Raw genomic sequence first — 17404 nt, forward strand, 5'->3', positions numbered from 1 at the left:
CCCATGTCCGTCTCCACCGCTGCCGCCACCGCCGCCGACCGGTCCGTCCGCGCCCCGCTGCCCGTCCTGGGCGGGGACGTCACCGTCCCGCTCGTCACCGGCGGCGAGGTCGCCTACGCCGCGCTCGACTACGCCGCCAGCGCCCCGGCCCTGCAGCGCGTGTGGGACGACGTGGCCGCCTACGCGCCGTACTACGGCAGCGTGCACCGCGGCGCCGGGTACCTCTCGCAGCTGTCCACCGACCTGTTCGAGAACGCCCGCAGGACCGTCGCCGAGTTCCTCGGCTGCCGGGAGACGGACCAGCTGGTCTTCACCCGGTCCACCACCGACTCGCTCAACCTGCTGGCCCGCGCGCTCCCCGCCGGCTGCCGGGTCTTCGTCTTCGAGACCGAGCACCACGCCGCGCTGCTGCCCTGGCGGCACGCCGGGGTCACCTACCTCGACGCCCCGCGCACCCCGGGCCAGGCCGTCCAGACCCTGGAGCGGGCCCTCGCCGACCGCGAACCCCACGGGCCCGCCCTGGTCTGCGTCACCGGCGCCTCCAACGTCACCGGCGAGCTGTGGCCGGTGCGCGAGCTGGCCGCCGCGGCCCACGCGCACGGCGCCCGGATCGTGCTGGACGCCGCCCAGCTGGCCCCCCACCACCCCGTGTCCGTCCGGGACCTCGACGTCGACTGGGTCGCCTTCTCCGGGCACAAGCTGTACGCGCCCTTCGGCTCCGGCGTGCTCGCCGGCCGCGCCGACTGGCTGCGCGCGGCCGAGCCGTACCTCGCGGGCGGCGGCGCCAGCCGCCGGGTCGCCCGGCGCGCCGACGGGGGCGTGGACGTGGAGTGGCACGAGAGCGCCGCCCGCCACGAGGCCGGGTCGCCCAACGTCATCGGCGCCCACGCCGTCGCCTCCGCCTGCCGGGCCCTGACCGAGGCCGGGTTCGACACCCTCGTCGCCCGGGAGCAGCACCTGATCAGGAAGGTGCGGGACGGGCTCGCCGAGGTGCCGGAGGTCGGGATCCTCTCCCTCTTCGGCGACGACGCCCCGCGCGTCGGCGTGCTCTCCTTCGTCGTCGAGGGCTGGAACAGCTCCCACTTCGCCGCCGCGCTGTCCGCCGAGTACGGCATCGGCGTCCGCGACGGCCTCTTCTGCGCCCACCCGCTGGTGCGCACCCTGCTCGGCAGCGACCCGCGGACCCGGGGCGAGTGCGGCGGGCCCGGGGCGGCGCCCGGCGCGACGCCCCTCGACGCCGTCCGGGTCAGCTTCGGCGCGGGCACGCCCGACGAGCACGTGGAGCGGTTCGTGCGGGCCGTGCGGGAACTCGTGCGGGACGGCGCGAAGTGGAACTACCGCACGCAGGACGGCCGGTGCGTGCCCGACACCCCCGCCTGAACGCCGTGGGCGGGTGACCGGGCGCCCGGCGGGATCACCCGCGGGGCGTGCCCGGCGACGGCGGCGTCAGCTGTCCAGCCCGATCGCGAACGCCGCCTCCAGGTCGTGCTGCGAGTACGTGCGGAACGCCACGTGCGTGTCCGTCGCCTCCACGCCCGGGATCTTGCTGATCCGGCCGGGGATGACCTCCGCGAGCTCCTCGTGCTCCCTCACCCGGACCATGGCGATCAGGTCGTAGGTGCCGGTGACCGAGAAGACCTCGCTGACGTTCTCCAGCGAGGCGATCCGCTCCGCGATCTCGGGGATCCGGTCCACGCTGGTCTTGATGAGGACGATCGCGGTGATCACGGCTGGTTCTCTCCCTCGGGGGCCGTCGCTGGGGCGCTGTTCACTCTAGTCGTACGGCCGAAGCACACCCATGCGAAGACGAAGCCCAGCCCGAACCCCACCAGGTGGGCGAGGTAGGCCACCCCCGGGCCCGCGCCGGCCCGGCCCGCCGCCAGCCACTGCAGCGCCGCCCAGAAGGGCAGCACGATCCACGCCGGGAAGCGCAGCGGCAGGAAGAACAGGAACGGCAGGAGACTGGTCACCCGGGCCCGGGGGAACAGGTACAGGAACGCGCCGAGGACGGCCGAGATCGCCCCGGAGGCGCCGACCAGCGACTGCCGGGAGTCCGCGTTGTCGATCGCGTAGCCGAGCAGGGCGAGGTAGCCGCAGCCGAGGTAGAACAGGGTGAACCGGACCCGGCCCATGCGCTCCTCGGTCATCGCCCCGAAGACGTAGAGGAAGAGCAGGTTGCCGAGCAGATGGACCCAGCTGCCGTGGACGAACAGGGCCGTGGCGGGCGTGAGGGCGGCGCGGAGGGGGTCCTCGGACAGGTCCGCCGGGATCACGCCCCAGCGCCGGAAGTAGGCGCGCTGCGCGGCGAGCAGCTCCTCGCCGGAGCCGTACGCCGGGTTCAGGCCCGCGGCCGGGCCCGTCAGGAAGACCAGGCAGCACAGGGCGATCAGTCCGTACGTCACCGGCGCCGACGAGCCGGCGACCGCTCTGACCGTCCTGCCGGCCGCACCGCTCCAGTTGCTGATCATGACCACAGAGCATGACGCAACCGGGCGTATGCGCACAGACCGCCTCGCCGCCATGGGCGGACGGGTCACGGGTCGCCGCCAGGCCGTAGGGTTACGAGCCACACGCACCGGGAGCCCGGGGCGTCACGGACACTGGAAGAAAGCGGGCGGTCACGATGACGGTTCCCCTGCCGACCGCCACCACGCGGTGGCGCTGCGCCCTCTGCGGCAACCTCACGCGCTTCGACGTGACCCGCTCGTCGAGGGTCGTGGAGTACGTCCACCTCGATCTGGCGGGCGAGCCCGCGGTCGAGGAGCGCGAGGTGCTCGATGAGAGCATCGAGTCGGTGCGCTGCCGCTGGTGCAACGCCGTGGACCAGGTGGAACTCGTGGACAGGCCGGGTGCCGGTTCCTGACGACGGGGGTCCCCCCGCTCGAGCGAAGTCGAGAGCGGGGGAGGGCCCCGCACAGCTAGTTAGTGGGGTGCGACGGATGGCGGAGACGCGAGGCGGGGAGCCGGGCGACGGCGCCGCTGAGGTGCTCGACCGTCCGCTGCCCGACGGGGTGCGCCGGCGGGTCGTGCAGATCGTGTCCGACGGCTTCGGCGGACTGACCGTCGCCGAACTGCCCGCCCAGCTCAGGCAGTATGCGCGGTTCGCCCCGAACCGGCGGGCCAAGTTCGCGGGCAACGCCATGGCCGCGGCCCTGGAGACCGATCCGCTGTTCCGGCAGCGCATCGGCGAGAAGCTCAGAGAGGCCCAGCCGGAACTGGCCGGCGCCCTCGACTCCGGCTCCCCGCCCCCGGCCGCGGACCCGCTCGACGTGGCGGCCGCGGCCTACGTGCTGCGCCCGGCCGGCTGGGTGAAGCTGGTGACCGCCGCCGGCGAGGAGGCCCAGCGCGCGGACGCCGAACGCGCCGACGAGGAGACCCGGGCCGAGCTGGAGCGGCTGCGCGCCGAGCTCGACCGGGCCCGGGAGCACACCAGGGCCGAGACCGAGCGGCTGCGCGCCGAGCTGGAGTCGGCGCGGAAGGAGGCGGAATCGCTCCACCGCAAGCTCCGTGCCGCCCTCAGCGACGTCAAGCGGGGCGAGGCCGCGCTGCGCAAGGTGCGGGGCGAGATGGAGGCGGTGCGCGCCGAGGGGCAGGCCCAGCTCTCCGCCGCCGAGAGCGAGGCCCGGCGGCTCAAGGCGCGGCTCGGCGAGACGGAGGCCGCCCTGGAGGCGGCGCGCCGGGCGGCGCGCGAGGGGCGCAGCGTCGAGGACATGCGCGTACGGCTGCTCCTGGACACCCTGCTGGACGCGACACAGGGACTGCGGCGGGAACTCGCGCTGCCGCCGGTGTCGGTACGGCCCGCGGAGACCGTGGACGCCGTCGAGCCCGGCCGGATGACCCCGAGGGACATCGCCGCCCGGGCGCTGTCCGAGGACGATCCGGCCATCCTCGACCAGCTGCTCGCGCTGCCCCAGGCGCATCTGGTCGTCGACGGCTACAACGTCACCAAGACCGGCTATCCGCAGATGCCGCTGGAGAAGCAGCGCCTCAGGCTGCTCGGCCAGCTCTCGCAGCTCGCCGCGCAGACCAACGCCGAGGTGACGTGCGTCTTCGACGGGGCCGAGCTGGCCGCGCCGGTGCTGCTCGCGCCGCCGCGCGGAGTGCGCGTCCTGTTCTCCAAGCCGGGCGTCACCGCCGACGAGCTGATCCGCCAGCTGGTGCGCGCCGAGCCGCCGGGCCGGCCGATCGTCGTCGCCTCGACCGACCGCGAGGTGGCCGACGGGGTGGCCCGGGCGGGCGCCCGGCCGGTGGCGTCGGCGGTGCTGCTCAAGCGGCTCACGCGCGGCTGACGCGCCGCCGACTTGCGCCCGTTGGGGGCGCTGCGTCCTTCCTGCGGCGTACCGGCGCATTGCCCGGATCCGCGGATCCCGCACACGACGCAACGTCAACTGCACTTCACATTTCGTGAGTTGTATGTAAAGAATGATCCCCACGAGGCGGATTTTGCGACTGAGGATTTGATCTGATCACAGCCAGGTCACTAGGGTCTGCCTCCGAACCTCCGCTCGGGTGTTCGCTCGCAAGGGGTGAGTGACGGCGGAGGGGACCGCCCACCGGTGTGTCGGTAGGCGGCTGGAGGAAGAAGGAGCTCGCCTCCGTGGCGTCCCACCGTCGTCCCAAGCAGCCGAGCCGCGCACGTGTGACCGTGCTGACCACCGCTGCCGCTGCTGCCGTCGCCCTGAGCTCGCAGGCCGCCAACGCCGCGCCGAGCGAGAAGCCGAGCAAGGACGAGGTCAAGGCAAAGGTCGACAAGCTCTACGAAGAGGCCGAGCAGGCCACCGAGAAGTACAACGGGGCCAGGGAGAAGCAGGAGAAGCTCCAGAAGGAGATCTCCGCCATCCAGGACGACGTCGCCCGCGGCCAGGAGGAGCTCAACGAGCTGCGCGACGGCCTCGGCTCGATGGCCAGCGCCCAGTACCGCAGCGGCGGCCTCGACCCCTCCGTCCAGCTCTTCCTGTCCGCGGACCCCGACGACTACCTGGACAAGGCCTCCACGCTCGACCAGTTGAGCAGCCAGCAGGTCGAGGCGCTGAAGGAGATCCAGGAGAAGCAGCGCGAACTCGCCCAGCAGCGCGCCGAGGCCACCGAGAAGCTCAAGGACCTCGCCTCCACGCGGACCGAACTCGGCGAGAAGAAGAAGGAGGTCCAGGGCAAGCTCGCCGCCGCGCAGAAGCTGCTCAACAGCCTCACCGCCGAGGAGAAGGCGGAACTCGCCGCCGAGCAGACCCGCGCCAGCCGCGCCAGCGAGCGCGAGGCCCTCACCGGCGGCGGCACCGCAGACGCCCCCGGCACCTCCGGCACCTCCGCCAGCGGGCGGGCCGCCGCGGCCTACGCCGCCGCCCAGAGCAAGATCGGATCGCCGTACGTCTTCGGCGCCACCGGCCCGTCCTCCTTCGACTGCTCGGGCCTGACGTCGTGGGCGTACGCCCAGGCCGGCGTCTCCATCCCGCGCACCTCCGAGGCGCAGTCCCAGATCGGCACCCGGATCTCCTCGGTCAGCGACCTCAAGGTCGGCGACCTGGTCTTCTTCTTCAACGACCTGCACCACGTGGGCCTGTACGCGGGCAACGGCCAGGTCCTGCACGCGCCGCGCACCGGCACCGTCGTGCGCTACGAGTCGATGAACACCATCGGCGGTCCGTTCATGTGGGGCGTCCGCGTCTGACGCCCGCCCCCGCGCGAGCTCCCCGGAAGCGGCGGCCCTGCCGTCCGAACGGGCGAATCACGAGCCGCCGGCCGATCCCGTGCCCCGCCGCTGACCTGCGTCAGCGGCGGGGCCTTCCGGTTGCGGGCCCCCGGCGGACTTTGGCCGGAACGTACCGGCGCGGCTACTGTCTGCCGCGTTTCCCCCGGCCACCGCGGCTGCGGCGCCGGGGGAGTCGTCCGTGTCCGCCAGCGGAAGGAGTGCGGCTTCCCGTGGGGTCTCATCGCCGCCTTGCACCGTCCGGATTCGACCGGGGCTCCAGCGTGGCGCTCACCCTCCTGTCGATAACGGCCGCCGCCCTGGCCGCCGTGCCCGCCGCGGCCGAGCCGCGCGAGGACGCCCGTACGGCCGTGGACCGCCTCCACACGGAGGCCGAGAAGGCGACCGAGGCCTACAACGAGGCCGACGAACGCGCCGACGAGCTGCGCCGGAAGGCCGGCGCGGTGCGGGACCGCCTCGCCCGGCAGCAGGAGCGGGTCAACACCCTGCGGGAGACGCTGGGTTCGCTCGCCGGCGCCCAGTACCGCTCCGGCGGCATCGACCCCTCCCTCGCGCTGCTGTTCTCCGACGACCCGGACGACTACCTCGACAAGGCGTCCGTGCTCGACCGGATCGGCGCTCGCCAGGCCGGCGAGCTCAAGGGGCTCCAGAAGGCCCTGCGCACCCTCGCCCAGGACCGCGCGGAGGCGGCGCGCACGCTCGCCGAGCTGACCCGAAACCGCCGGGCCGCCGCCGCCCACAAGCGGACCGTGGAGCGGAAGCTCTCCGCGGCCCGGCGGCTGCTGAACTCCCTGCCGGACGCCGAACGCGCCGCCTACGACCGAGCCTCCCGCGCCTCCCGCACCGGCCCGGCCGGCGCCGTCCCGGCCTCGGGACGCGCGGCCGCCGCCGTCGCCGCGGCCCGCTCGGCGCTCGGCAAGCCCTACATCTGGGGCGCCAACGGGCCGGGCGGCTTCGACTGCTCGGGCCTGACCCAGTGGTCGTACGCGCAGGCCGGCATCGCCCTGCCGCGCACCTCGCAGGCCCAGCGGTACGCCGGGCGGCGGATCCCGCTCTCCCAGGCGCGACCCGGCGACCTGGTCGTCTACCGGGACGACGCCGGCCACGTCGCCATGTACGTGGGCGGCGGACAGGTGATCCACGCGCCCCGCCCGGGCGCGTCGGTGCGCTACGACCCGGTCGGGATGATGCCGGTCTCCTCGGTCACCAGGATCTGACGCCGGTCCCGGGCGCCCCCGTACGATCGGGGACGTGGCTGGTCGGAGGCGGGTGCCGGGGTCCGCGGCGGTGCTGCTCTGCCTGCTGCTCGTCTCCCTCGTGGCGTGCGGCGGCCGGCCCGCCGCGGACCCCGACCGGGCCGAGGTCCAGCGGGTCCTGGACCGGCGGGCGGACGCGCTCCTCGACCGGGACGGGAGCGCCTACCGGCGGACCGGCGCCGGCGCCGGCTTCGACCGTCTGCGCGCGGTGCCGCTGGCCGGCTGGTCCTACCGCGTCACCGGCCTGCGCCGCAGCGGCGACACCGCCACCGCCGACGTCGAGCTGCGCTACCGCCTCCAGGGCTACGACCGGTCCCCCGTCACCGTCGGCCGCACCCTGCGGCTGAGCCGGGCGCGGGACGAGGACGGCGGGGGCTGGCGCGTCGACTCCGACCGGCCCGCGCACCAGGCCGCCCGGCAGCTATGGGACCAGGGCGCGGTGACCGCCGTCCGCGGCCGGGACAGCCTCGTCCTCGGGGTCGGGCAGCCCCGCGAGGCGCTGCGCCGCTACGCGGACCTGGCCGACCGGGCCGTGCCGGCGGTGTCCGGGGCGTGGGGCGCCGGCTGGGCCCGGCAGGTCGTCGTCCTGGTGCCGGAGTCGCTGGAGGGGATGGCGGGCCTGCTCGGCTCGCCGGCCTCCTCCTACCGGGGGATCGCGGCGGTCACCACCGGGCGGACGGGCGCCCCGGCCGACGCGCCCGCCGACCGGATCGTCGTCAACCCCGACGCGTACGGCCTGCTCGGCGGCCTCGGCCGGCAGGTCGTGCTCACCCACGAGACCACCCATGTCGCCACCCGCGCCCACACCACCCCCGCCACGCCGCTGTGGCTGTCCGAGGGCTACGCCGACTGGGTCGGCCACCGCGGCAGCGGACGCGCCCCGTCCGACGTCGCCCCGGAACTGGCCCGCGCGGTCCGTGAGGGCCGGCTGCCCGAGGCGCTGCCCGGGGACGGGGAGTTCGCCTTCACCGGCGCGGCGGACGGGCTGGCGCGGGCGTACGAGGGCGGCTGGGCGGCCTGCCGGATGATCGCGGACCGCTGGGGCGAGGAGCGCCTCGGCGCGTTCTACCGGGCCGTGGGCGCGCACGAGGAGCGGCGGGGGGCGGTGGAGGAGGCGATGCGGACGGTGCTCGGGACCACACCGCAGGCCTTCACCGAGCGGTGGCGGGAGTATCTGCGGGCGCAGCTCGGCTGAGCGCCGGGCGCGGCCGGGCGGCCCCCGCCCGGGTGCGGTGGCCGGGCACGCGCCCCGCACCGGAGCCGGCCACGGCGGCGCGGCGCGGGGCGCCGGCGCTGTTGCGGCGGGCCGGCGTCAGGGGGAGACCGGCGTCTCGCTGGTGCGGGCGGTCTGGGGCGGCAGGGCGACCGGGGCCCCGCGCGGGACCGTCGCGCGCCACAGGACGCGGGCCGCGATCACCGTGGCGGCCACCAGCAGGCCGTTGCGGACGGCGAGGAGGGTGACGCCGAGGGCGTCGCTGGCGACGACGTGCCCGAACCACAGCGGGAACTCCAGCACCGTCACGAAGCTCGCCGCCAGCACCAGGGCCACCGGCAGCCGCATCCGGCTCGCGTCGAAGCACCGGCAGACCGCCGCCAGGCCGACCAGCCACACCAGGTACTGCGGACTGATCACCCGGCTGGTGACGGTGAACAGCAGCACCGCCACGAACGCCGCGTCCGCGACCGTGTGCGCCTCCCACCGAGTGGCCAGCAGCCGCCACAGCAGCAGCCAGCCGAAGGCCGCCCCGGTGAGCGCCAGGGCGGCCGTGCTCACCACGTCCACGTACGGGCCGAGGAACTCCACCGAGCCGTAGTTGAGCAGCACCTGGCCCTCCCAGCCGAAGTGCCGGGCCACGTGGAAGACCAGCGAGCCCAGCGACTCCACCTCGGTGCCGCGGTCGCGCTGGAAGGTCAGGAAGGCGAACGCCCCCGGCATGGCGAGCGCGGCCACCGCGGCCACCGCCGCGCCGGTCACCGCGGCCGCGGCCCAGCCGGCGCGGCCGCGCACGCCGGCCAGCAGCAGCACCGGCCACACCTTCAGCAGCGCCCCGAAGCCGGCCAGCGCGCCCATCACCCGGGGACGCCGGGCGCCCGCGAGGAGCGCGGCCACCGCCACGGCGGTCACCATCACGTCGTAGCGCGCGTACACCGTCGGCCCGAGCAGGGGGACGCCGGCCACCCACACCCGGGCGCCGCGCGGCGTGCGGCCCGGGCGCCGGCCCGCGCACCACAGCAGGACGAAGACGGCCAGGTCGGCGGCGCAGGCCAGGACGAAGAAGGCCGTGGCGTAGTCGAGGAAGGGCAGCAGCGCCGGGGAGAGGATCGCGAGGGCCGCGGCGGGCGGGTACTGCCAGGTGACGTCGTCCAGCGGGAACGTCCCGCCGCGCAGCACCTCGTACCAGCCCTGGTAGATCACGGAGACGTCGCTGGTCACGTCCGGGCCGGGGAAGACGTACACCTTGAGCACGAACAGCAGCAGCAGCAGCCTCGTCGCGCCCCAGATCCCCAGCAGCCACGCCAGGGACCGCCCCGCGCCCGTCGTCTTCACCCGATGCCCTGCCCGTCCGCCGTCCGCCAAGGGGGCCATGATGGCCCGAACAGCTGTGTGCGTGCCACAAGCGCGCCCGGTGAGGGCTGTGAGCAGCGCTCTTGTAGGGTCGACGGCGATGCACAAGACCCTGATCGTCACGAACGACTTCCCGCCCCGGCCGGGCGGGATCCAGGCCTTCCTGCACAACATGGCGCTGCGGCTCGATCCGGAGCGGCTGGTCGTCTACGCCTCCACCTGGAAGCGCGGCCGGGAGGGGGCCGAGGCGACCGCCGCCTTCGACGCCGAGCAGCCCTTCACCGTCGTCCGGGACACGACGACGATGCTGCTGCCGACCCCGGGGGCCACCCGGCGGGCCGTCGGCCTGCTGCGGGAGCACGGGTGCACCTCGGTGTGGTTCGGCGCGGCGGCGCCGCTCGGGCTGATGGCGCCGGCGCTGCGCGCGGCCGGCGCCGAGCGGATCGTGGCCACCACCCACGGGCACGAGGCCGGCTGGGCGCAGCTGCCCGCCGCCCGCGGGCTGCTGCGGCGGATCGGGGAGGCCACGGACACGATCACCTATCTCGGCGAGTACACGCGGTCCCGGATCGCCGCCGCGCTCACCCCGCAGGCGGCGGCGCGGATGGCGCACCTGCCGCCCGGGGTCGACGAGAAGACCTTCCACCCGGCGTCCGGCGGCGCGGAGGTCCGGGCGCGGCTCGGGCTGACCGACCGGCCCGTGGTGGTGTGCGTGTCCCGGCTGGTGCGGCGCAAGGGACAGGACACGCTGATCCGGGCCATGCCCCGGATCCTGGCGGCCGAGCCCGACGCGGTGCTGCTGATCGTCGGGGGCGGCCCGTACGAGAGGGAGCTGCGCCGGCTCGCGCACGAGACCGGGGTCGCCGGCTCGGTGCGCTTCACGGGGGCCGTGCCCTGGTCCGAGCTGCCCGCCCACTACGGCGCCGGGGACGTGTTCGCCATGCCGTGCCGGACCCGGCGCGGCGGGCTGGACGTCGAGGGGCTGGGGATCGTCTACCTGGAGGCCTCCGCCACCGGGCTGCCCGTCGTCGCCGGGGACTCCGGCGGGGCCCCGGACGCGGTGCTCGACGGGGAGACCGGCTGGGTCGTGCGGGGCGGCTCCCCCGAACAGGCCGCCGACCGGATCGTCGCGCTCCTCGGCGACGCCGGGCTGCGCCGCAGGATGGGGGAGCGGGGCCGGGCCTGGATCGAGGAGAAGTGGCGGTGGGACCTGCTCGCGGAGCGGCTGAAGACGCTGCTGTGAGCCGGGCGCGGGGCGGCCGGCCCCCGCACCGCCCGCTGCCCGCCCGGCCGCTTCCGGCGGACCGGCCGGTCACCCGGGCGGGGCAGCCGGTCACCTCCGGCGGATCGGCGGGTCACCTCCGGGGGACCGGCCGGTCACTTCTGGTAGATCGCTTCGATCTCGTGCGCGTAGTCCTTGGCGACCACGTTCCGCTTCAGCTTCAGGGACGGCGTCAGGTGGCCCGACTCCTCGGTGAACTGGGAGTCGAGGATCCGGAACTTGCGGACCGACTCCGCCTTCGACACCGCGGCGTTGCCGTCGTCGACCGCGGCCTGGATCGCGGCGAGCAGGTCCGGGTCCTCGCGCAGCGACGCCGCGGTGGAGCCGGCCGGCTTGCCGTGCTCGGCGCACCAGCGGCCCAGGAACTCCTCGTCGATCGTGATCAGCGCGCCCACGAACGGCCGCCCGTCGCCGACCACCATGCACTCCGCGACCAGCGCGTGCGCCCGGATGCGGTCCTCGATCACGGCCGGGGCGACGTTCTTGCCGCCCGCGGTGACGATGATCTCCTTCTTGCGGCCGGTGATGCGCAGGTAGCCGTCCTCGTCGAGGGTGCCGATGTCACCGGTGTGGAACCAGCCGTCGGCCAGCGCCTCCGCGGTCGCGCCCGGGTTGTTCCAGTACTCCTTGAACAGGTGGTCGCCGTGCAGCAGCACCTCGCCGTCGTCGGCGATGCGGACCACCGAGCCGGGCAGCGGCTGGCCGACCGTGCCGATCCTCGGCCGGTCCCACGGGTTGAAGGCGGTGGCCGCGCAGGACTCGGTCAGGCCGTACCCCTCCAGGACGGTGAAGCCGATGCCGCGGAAGAAGTGCCCGAGGCGCTCGCCCAGCGGGGCGCCGCCGGAGATGGCGTACTCGCCGCGGCCGCCGAGGACCGCGCGCAGCTTGCCGTAGACCAGCTTGTCGAAGATCTTGTGCTTGATCCGCAGGCCCAGGGACGGGCCCGCCGGGGTGTCCAGGGCCCTGCTGTAGGCGATCGCCGTGTCCGCGGCCCGGTCGAAGATCTTCCCCTTGCCCTCGGCCTGGGCCTTCGCGCGTGCCGCGTTGTACACCTTCTCGAAGACGCGCGGCACGCCGAGCAGCAGCGTGGGCCGGAAGGAGGCCAGCTCCTCGGTGAGGTTCCTGATGTCCGGGACGCAGCCCAGCTTGATCGGCGCCAGCATCGGCGCGATCTCCACCAGCCGGCCGAAGACGTGCGCGAGCGGCAGGAAGAGCAGCACCGAGCACTCGCCGGTGCGGAAGAGCGGGCGCAGCCGCTCGACGACGTTGCCGCACTCGGCGAAGAACGCGCGGTGCGTGAGCACACAGCCCTTGGGACGGCCGGTGGTGCCGGAGGTGTAGACGATGGTCGCCGGGTCGTCGGCCCTGGCGGTCGAGCTGCGCTCCTCGACGGTCGCGTCGCTGACGTCCTGCCCGAGCCGCTGCAGCTCCGCCACACCGCCGGCCTCGATCTGCCAGACGTGTTCGAGGGCGGGCAGCCGGTCCCGCACCGACTCCACGGCCGCCGCGTGACCGTCCAGCTCCACGACGCAGGCGGTCGCGCCCGAGTCGCCGAGGATCCACTGCACCTGCTCCGGCGAGCTGGTCTCGTACACCGGTACGGTGACCGCGCCCGCGCTCCAGATCGCGAAGTCCAGCAGCGTCCACTCGTAGCGCGTCCGGGACATCAGGCCCACCCGGTCGCCCGGCCGGACGCCCGCGGCGATGAGCCCCTTGGCGGTGGCGTGCACCTCGGCGAGGAAGGCGCGGGCGGTGACGTCCTGCCAGGCGTCGCCGTCCTTGCGGGCGATGACGGCGACGTCGGGGTGCTGCGCGGCGTTTCTGCGGACGATGTCGGTCAGATTGCCGTCCGCGGGGACCTCGTACAAAGCCGGAAGGCTGAACTCGCGCAAGACTGCTGCTCCTCATAGGGCGCCGACGCCACGACGTTGTGTGATGCGACGGTGCGGTCCAAGGCTCGGGCGGATGCTCGGGGATTCGCCTGTGAAATCCTGAGCACGACTGGACTGCCCGGACGTTACCCGCCGGTATGGCTTCTTCGACAGGGGGGCCCGGCGAGATGTTCGCTGCGTCACACGGGTTGGTGTTCCAGCGCGCACAGTAGTCGACGGATGAAATGACTAGCCAGTAACCGCAGGTGGGGCCGTCGTCGTTACCGCAGGTAGGGCCGCTGCTGTTCACCTCCGTCGCATCCGCATACGCTCGTTCGTCATGGCATCCACACGGACCGGCACCGCCGCCACGCGCGTCCACGTGGTCAGCGACGTGCACGGCAACGCGCGCGACCTGGCCCGGGCGGGGGAGGGCGCGGACGCCCTGATCTGCCTGGGCGACCTCGTCCTGTTCCTCGACTACGCCGACCACTCGCGCGGGATCTTCCCCGACCTGTTCGGCGCGGCCAACGCCGACCGGCTCGTCGAGCTGCGCACCGCCCGCCGCTTCGAGGAGGCGCGGGAGTTCGGGGCGCGGCTGTGGGCCGGCGTCGACGGGGACCGGGCCGCCGTGATCGAGGAGGCGGTGCGCCGGCAGTACGCCGAGCTGTTCGCCGCGTTCCCCACCCCGACCTACGCCACCTACGGCAACGTCGACCTCCCGCACCTGTGGGCGGAGTACGCCGGGCCGGGCACGACGGTGCTGGACGGCGAACGGGTGGAGATCGCGGGCCGGGTCTTCGGCTTCGTCGGCGGCGGCCTGCGGACGCCGATGCGCACGCCGTACGAGATCGGCGACGAGGAGTACGCCGCGAAGATCGAGGCGGTGGGCGAGGTGGACGTGCTGTGCACGCACATCCCGCCGGAGGTGCCGGAGCTGGTGTACGACACGGTGGCGCGGCGCTTCGAGCGGGGCAGCCGGGCGCTGCTGGAGGCGATCCGCCGGACCCGGCCGCGCTACGCCCTGTTCGGGCACGTGCACCAGCCGCTGGTGCGGCGGATGCGGATCGGCGCCACCGAATGCGTGAACGTGGGGCACTTCGCCCGGACCGGGCGGCCGTGGGCGCTGGAGTGGTGAGCACGGGCGGCCGCGGGGTGACCGGGGGCGATTCGGCGGGGAGAGCGCGCAGGCAGCGGTGACATCGGCGGGTGCGCTGCGCGGTAGCCTTCACGCTGCACGCACGTGCGCACACGATCTCTTACGGGCCCGCAACTGGAGGAGCCACGGCGATGGCGGAACACACCAGTTCTAGCATCACGATCGAGGCGGCACCGGCCGACGTCATGGAGGTGATCGCCGACTTCGCCCGCTACCCGGACTGGACCGGCGAGGTGAAGGAGGCCGAGGTCCTCAAGGCCGACGCGCAGGGCCGCGCCGAGCAGGTCCGCCTCGTCATGGACGCGGGCGCCATCAAGGACGACCAGACGCTGGCGTACACCTGGACCGGGGACCACGAGGTCTCCTGGACCCTGGTGAAGTCCCAGATGCTGCGCTCCCTGGACGGCTCCTACCTCCTGAAGCCGGCGGGCGGCGGCGCCACCGAGGTCACCTACCGGCTGACCGTCGACGTCAAGATCCCGATGCTCGGGATGATCAAGCGCAAGGCCGAGAAGGTCATCATCGACCGGGCGCTGGCGGGCCTGAAGAAGCGCGTGGAGTCGGGCGCGCGGTAGCCCCGCCCGGACGCCGGGGTTCGCGGAGGGCGGGCACCGGTACCGTTCACCACCATGCGCACCATCCTGATCACGGGCCCGGGCGGCAGCGGTCGTACGACCGTCGCGGCCGCCACCGCGCTCGCCGCCGCCCGTGCGGGCACCCGCACCCTCCTCCTCGGCACCGACCGCTGCGACACCCTCGGCGCGGCGCTGGGGAGCCCGACCGGGCCCGCCCCGCGGCAGGTCGCGCCGCACCTCGTGGCCTGGCGCCCGGACGCGGCCGAAGACTTCCGGAACGACCTCGCCGCCCTCCAGGAGCGCGCCTCCTCCGTCCTCGACCTGCTCGGCGCCGCCCGGCTCGACCGCGAGGAGCTCACCCCGCTGCCCGGCGCCGGGGAACTCGCCGTGCTGCGCGCCCTGCGCGACGCCGTCCTCGACGACGCCCACGACCTGCTCGTCGTCGACCTGCCGCCCGCCCCGCACGCCCTCGCCCTGCTCGCCCTCCCCGAGGAACTGCGCCGCTACCTGCGCCGGCTGCTCCCGCCCGAGCGGCAGGCGGCCCGCGCGCTGCGCCCGGTCCTCGGCCGGCTCGCGGGCGTGCCCATGCCCGCCGAGTCGCTGTACCGGACCGCCGCCCGCTGGGACGTGGAGCTCGCCGCGGCGGAGGCGGTCCTCGCCGACCGGGACACCGCCGTACGGCTGGTCGCCGAGCCCGGCCCCGCCGGCGCCGACGCCGTGCGCACCGCCGTCCTCGGGTTCGCCCTGCGCGGCCTGCCCGTCGAGCTGCTGGTCGCCAACCGGACGCTGCCCGAGGACGCCGCCGGCAGCTGGCTCGCCGGGCCCGTCGCCCAGCAGCGCAAGGCCCTGGAGGAGTGGCAGGACCACCACGACGTGCGGCCCGTGGCCCACCTCGGGCGTGACCCGCGCGGCCCGGACGACCTCGGCGCGCTCGCCGTGCCCGGCGTCGCGGCGGCCCGCCCGGCCGCCCCGGTCCGGTGGCCCGTCACCGACCGGATCGCCGAGGACGGCGTGCTGGTGTGGCACATCCCGCTGCCCGGCGCCATACGGGACGAACTCGACCTCGTCCGGCGCGGCGACGAGCTCGTGATCACCGCCGGCCCGTTCCGCCGCATCGTGCCCCTCCCCTCCGCCCTGCGCCGCTGCACGGTGGCCGGGGCGTCCCTGCGGGAGGGGGAACTGCGCGTCCGGTTCACCCCCGACCCGGACCTGTGGCCGCGGGCGCGGTGAGCGGCCCGGCGCCCGGGAGGGCCGCGCGGCCCGGTGAACCCGGTACGTCCGTTCGGGTAACGTCGTAGGGACGAACCGTAGTCAGGAGTCCGTCATGAGCGAAGAGCTCCCTCCGCCCGAAACCGGTGCGCGCGAGGCCGCGGACGAGGTGCCGGTGACCGACGCCGACGCCTGGGCGACGGCCTGCGCCGAGGACCTGGAGGCGGAGCAGGACCGCCGCCGCGCCCGGTACGGGCCGCCCCCGGGCTCGGCGGCCGAGGAACTGCGCAAGCTCGTCGACGCCGTCGCGGACAAGCTGTCCGACCTGCAGTCCCCGCTGCTGGGGGCGGTCGCCGGACCGGCCGCCCAGCAGATGGTGCGGCAGGTGGTCCAGCAGGCCAAGGCCGCCGTCGAACCCGTCATCGAACGCAACCCGGACGTCTTCGACCACCTGGCCGCGGCCGGCGGCGAACTGCTCGCCGCCTACCGCTCGGCCGTCCAGGCCCAGGAGCGGCGCTGGACCGGCCGCGCCGACGACCCGGCCGAGGACCTCGGCGAACCCCGCGACCGCGGCGAGGGCACCGGCCCCGGGCAACACATCGACCTGGACTGACGGCCCCCGGGGACCGCCCCCGGGCTTCCGCCCGCCGGGCGACGCCCGGTGCGCGCCCCCGGGATCCCCGGGCCCCCGGCCCCTCCCGACCCGCGGGACGGGCCCCGTCGCCGCCGCCGGACCCGCTCACCGGGCGGACGACGGGACCCCTACGGCAGGGCCTCGGGTACGGTTGGCCGTAGCGGGGCTCGACCGAAACTGAGGGATTCATGGGACTCACCATCGGCGTCGACATCGGCGGCACGAAGATCGCGGCCGGCGTGGTCGACGAGGAAGGCAACATCCTCTCGACCCACAAGGTGCCGACCCCCACCACGCCCGAGGCCATCGTGGACGCCATCGCCTCGGCGGTGGAGGGTGCGCGCGCGGGGCACGACATCGTCGGCGTGGGCATCGGTGCCGCCGGGTACGTCAACCGCCAGCGCTCGACGGTCTACTTCGCGCCCAACATCGACTGGCGCCAGGAGCCGCTGAAGGAGAAGGTCGAGGCCCGCGTGGGCCTCCCCGTCGTCGTCGAGAACGACGCCAACGCGGCCGCCTGGGGCGAGTACAGGTTCGGGGCCGGCAAGGGCCACCGCAACGTCATCTGCATCACCCTCGGCACCGGCCTGGGCGGCGGCATCATCATCGGCAACAAGCTGCGCCGCGGCCACTTCGGCGTGGCCGCCGAGTTCGGCCACATCCGCATGGTGCCGGACGGCCTGCTGTGCGGCTGCGGCTCGCAGGGCTGCTGGGAGCAGTACGCCTCCGGCCGCGCCCTCGTGCGGTACGCCAAACAGCGCGCCAACGCCACCCCCGAGAACGCCGAGATCCTGCTCGGCCTCGGCGACGGCACCCCGGACGGCATCGAGGGCAAGCACATCTCCATGGCCGCCCGCCAGGGCGACCGGGTGGCCGTCGACTCCTACCGCGAGCTGGCCCGCTGGGTCGGCGCGGGCCTGGCCGACCTGGCCTCCCTGTTCGACCCGTCCGCCTTCATCGTCGGCGGCGGCCTCTCCGACGAGGGCGAACTGGTCCTCGGCCCGATCCGCAAGTCCTACAAGCGCTGGCTGGTCGGCGGCAACTGGCGCCCGGTCGCCGAGGTCCGCGCCGCCGAGCTCGGCAACAAGGCCGGCCTGGTCGGCGCGGCGGACCTGGCCCGGGAGCCGGACCCGATCATGTGAGACGCA

At 74.8% G+C, this 17404-nt stretch carries 16 protein-coding genes; 12 read left to right on the plus strand and 4 right to left on the minus strand.

Annotated features, from left to right (window positions below; translation table 11 throughout):
• Positions 1-3: 3 nt before the first annotated feature.
• The gene (locus ACIBAI_RS08965; protein WP_399032324.1) at positions 4-1380 is read left to right on the plus strand and encodes an aminotransferase class V-fold PLP-dependent enzyme; all 1377 of its coding nucleotides are present in this window, start codon (positions 4-6) and stop codon (positions 1378-1380) included.
• Positions 1381-1446: 66 nt separating this feature from the next.
• On the opposite strand, the gene ACIBAI_RS08970 is transcribed toward ACIBAI_RS08965, so the two are convergent.
• Together ACIBAI_RS08970 and ACIBAI_RS08975 are read right to left on the minus strand one after the other, a co-directional pair.
• The gene (locus tag ACIBAI_RS08970; RefSeq protein WP_399032326.1) at positions 1447-1728 is read right to left on the minus strand and encodes an Lrp/AsnC family transcriptional regulator; all 282 of its coding nucleotides are present in this window, start codon (positions 1726-1728) and stop codon (positions 1447-1449) included.
• Complete coding sequence (locus tag ACIBAI_RS08975) at positions 1725-2468, minus strand: rhomboid family intramembrane serine protease (protein ID WP_399032328.1); 744 nt, start codon at positions 2466-2468, stop codon at positions 1725-1727. The genes ACIBAI_RS08970 and ACIBAI_RS08975 overlap by 4 nt, the downstream gene beginning before the upstream one ends.
• 155 nt (positions 2469-2623) lie before the next feature.
• Between ACIBAI_RS08975 and ACIBAI_RS08980 the strand changes: the two genes are divergently transcribed.
• From ACIBAI_RS08980 to ACIBAI_RS09000, 5 genes are all read left to right on the plus strand, one after another.
• On the plus strand, positions 2624-2863 hold the full coding sequence (locus tag ACIBAI_RS08980; protein ID WP_399032330.1) for a hypothetical protein: 240 nt from the start codon (positions 2624-2626) through the stop codon (positions 2861-2863).
• Positions 2864-2939: 76 nt separating this feature from the next.
• A complete protein-coding gene (locus ACIBAI_RS08985) occupies positions 2940-4289 on the plus strand; it encodes an NYN domain-containing protein (RefSeq protein WP_399032332.1) in 1350 nt (449 codons plus the stop codon).
• Between the two features lie 308 nt (positions 4290-4597).
• Positions 4598-5665 (plus strand): NlpC/P60 family protein, encoded by a 1068-nt coding sequence (locus tag ACIBAI_RS08990; protein WP_399032333.1) that lies wholly within the window; start codon positions 4598-4600, stop codon positions 5663-5665.
• A gap of 251 nt (positions 5666-5916) precedes the next feature.
• Positions 5917-6921: an NlpC/P60 family protein gene (locus ACIBAI_RS08995; RefSeq protein WP_399032335.1), complete on the plus strand. Its 1005-nt coding sequence runs from the start codon at positions 5917-5919 to the stop codon at positions 6919-6921.
• A 34-nt stretch (positions 6922-6955) separates the two neighbouring features.
• Positions 6956-8155, plus strand: a complete 1200-nt coding sequence (locus ACIBAI_RS09000) for a hypothetical protein (RefSeq protein WP_399032337.1) — start codon at positions 6956-6958, stop codon at positions 8153-8155.
• 117 nt (positions 8156-8272) lie between these two features.
• Here the strand turns inward: ACIBAI_RS09000 and ACIBAI_RS09005 are convergent, their stop codons facing one another.
• Positions 8273-9508, minus strand: a complete 1236-nt coding sequence (locus tag ACIBAI_RS09005) for a glycosyltransferase 87 family protein (protein ID WP_399032339.1) — start codon at positions 9506-9508, stop codon at positions 8273-8275.
• Positions 9509-9626: 118 nt separating this feature from the next.
• Here ACIBAI_RS09005 and ACIBAI_RS09010 point away from each other — a divergent pair, with 118 nt between their 5' ends.
• Positions 9627-10769, plus strand: coding sequence for a glycosyltransferase family 4 protein (locus tag ACIBAI_RS09010; RefSeq protein WP_399032341.1), 1143 nt, complete (start codon positions 9627-9629; stop codon positions 10767-10769).
• Between the two features lie 134 nt (positions 10770-10903).
• Here ACIBAI_RS09010 and ACIBAI_RS09015 read toward each other — a convergent pair whose 3' ends face one another.
• The gene (locus ACIBAI_RS09015; protein ID WP_399032343.1) at positions 10904-12700 is read right to left on the minus strand and encodes an AMP-dependent synthetase/ligase; all 1797 of its coding nucleotides are present in this window, start codon (positions 12698-12700) and stop codon (positions 10904-10906) included.
• A gap of 319 nt (positions 12701-13019) precedes the next feature.
• On the opposite strand from ACIBAI_RS09015, the gene ACIBAI_RS09020 reads away from it, so the two are divergent.
• The 5 genes from ACIBAI_RS09020 (at position 13020) to ACIBAI_RS09040 (ending at position 17398) form a co-directional block, all read left to right on the plus strand.
• On the plus strand, positions 13020-13817 hold the full coding sequence (locus tag ACIBAI_RS09020; RefSeq protein ID WP_399032344.1) for a metallophosphoesterase: 798 nt from the start codon (positions 13020-13022) through the stop codon (positions 13815-13817).
• 152 nt (positions 13818-13969) lie between these two features.
• Complete coding sequence (locus tag ACIBAI_RS09025) at positions 13970-14413, plus strand: SRPBCC family protein (RefSeq protein ID WP_344608640.1); 444 nt, start codon at positions 13970-13972, stop codon at positions 14411-14413.
• A gap of 54 nt (positions 14414-14467) precedes the next feature.
• A complete protein-coding gene (locus tag ACIBAI_RS09030; RefSeq protein WP_399032346.1) occupies positions 14468-15643 on the plus strand; it encodes an ArsA-related P-loop ATPase in 1176 nt (391 codons plus the stop codon).
• A 94-nt stretch (positions 15644-15737) separates the two neighbouring features.
• Entirely contained in the window at positions 15738-16235 is a 498-nt protein-coding gene (locus tag ACIBAI_RS09035; protein WP_399032348.1) for a DUF5304 domain-containing protein, read from the plus strand.
• 209 nt (positions 16236-16444) lie between these two features.
• Positions 16445-17398 carry an ROK family glucokinase gene (locus ACIBAI_RS09040; protein ID WP_344608646.1) on the plus strand — a complete coding sequence of 318 codons (954 nt, stop codon included), beginning with the start codon at positions 16445-16447 and terminating at the stop codon, positions 17396-17398.
• Positions 17399-17404: the final 6 nt, after the last annotated feature.

Origin of the sequence: Streptomyces sp. NPDC051041, assembly GCF_044456065.1 — a bacterium.
Taxonomy (GTDB): domain Bacteria; phylum Actinomycetota; class Actinomycetes; order Streptomycetales; family Streptomycetaceae; genus Streptomyces; species Streptomyces glaucus.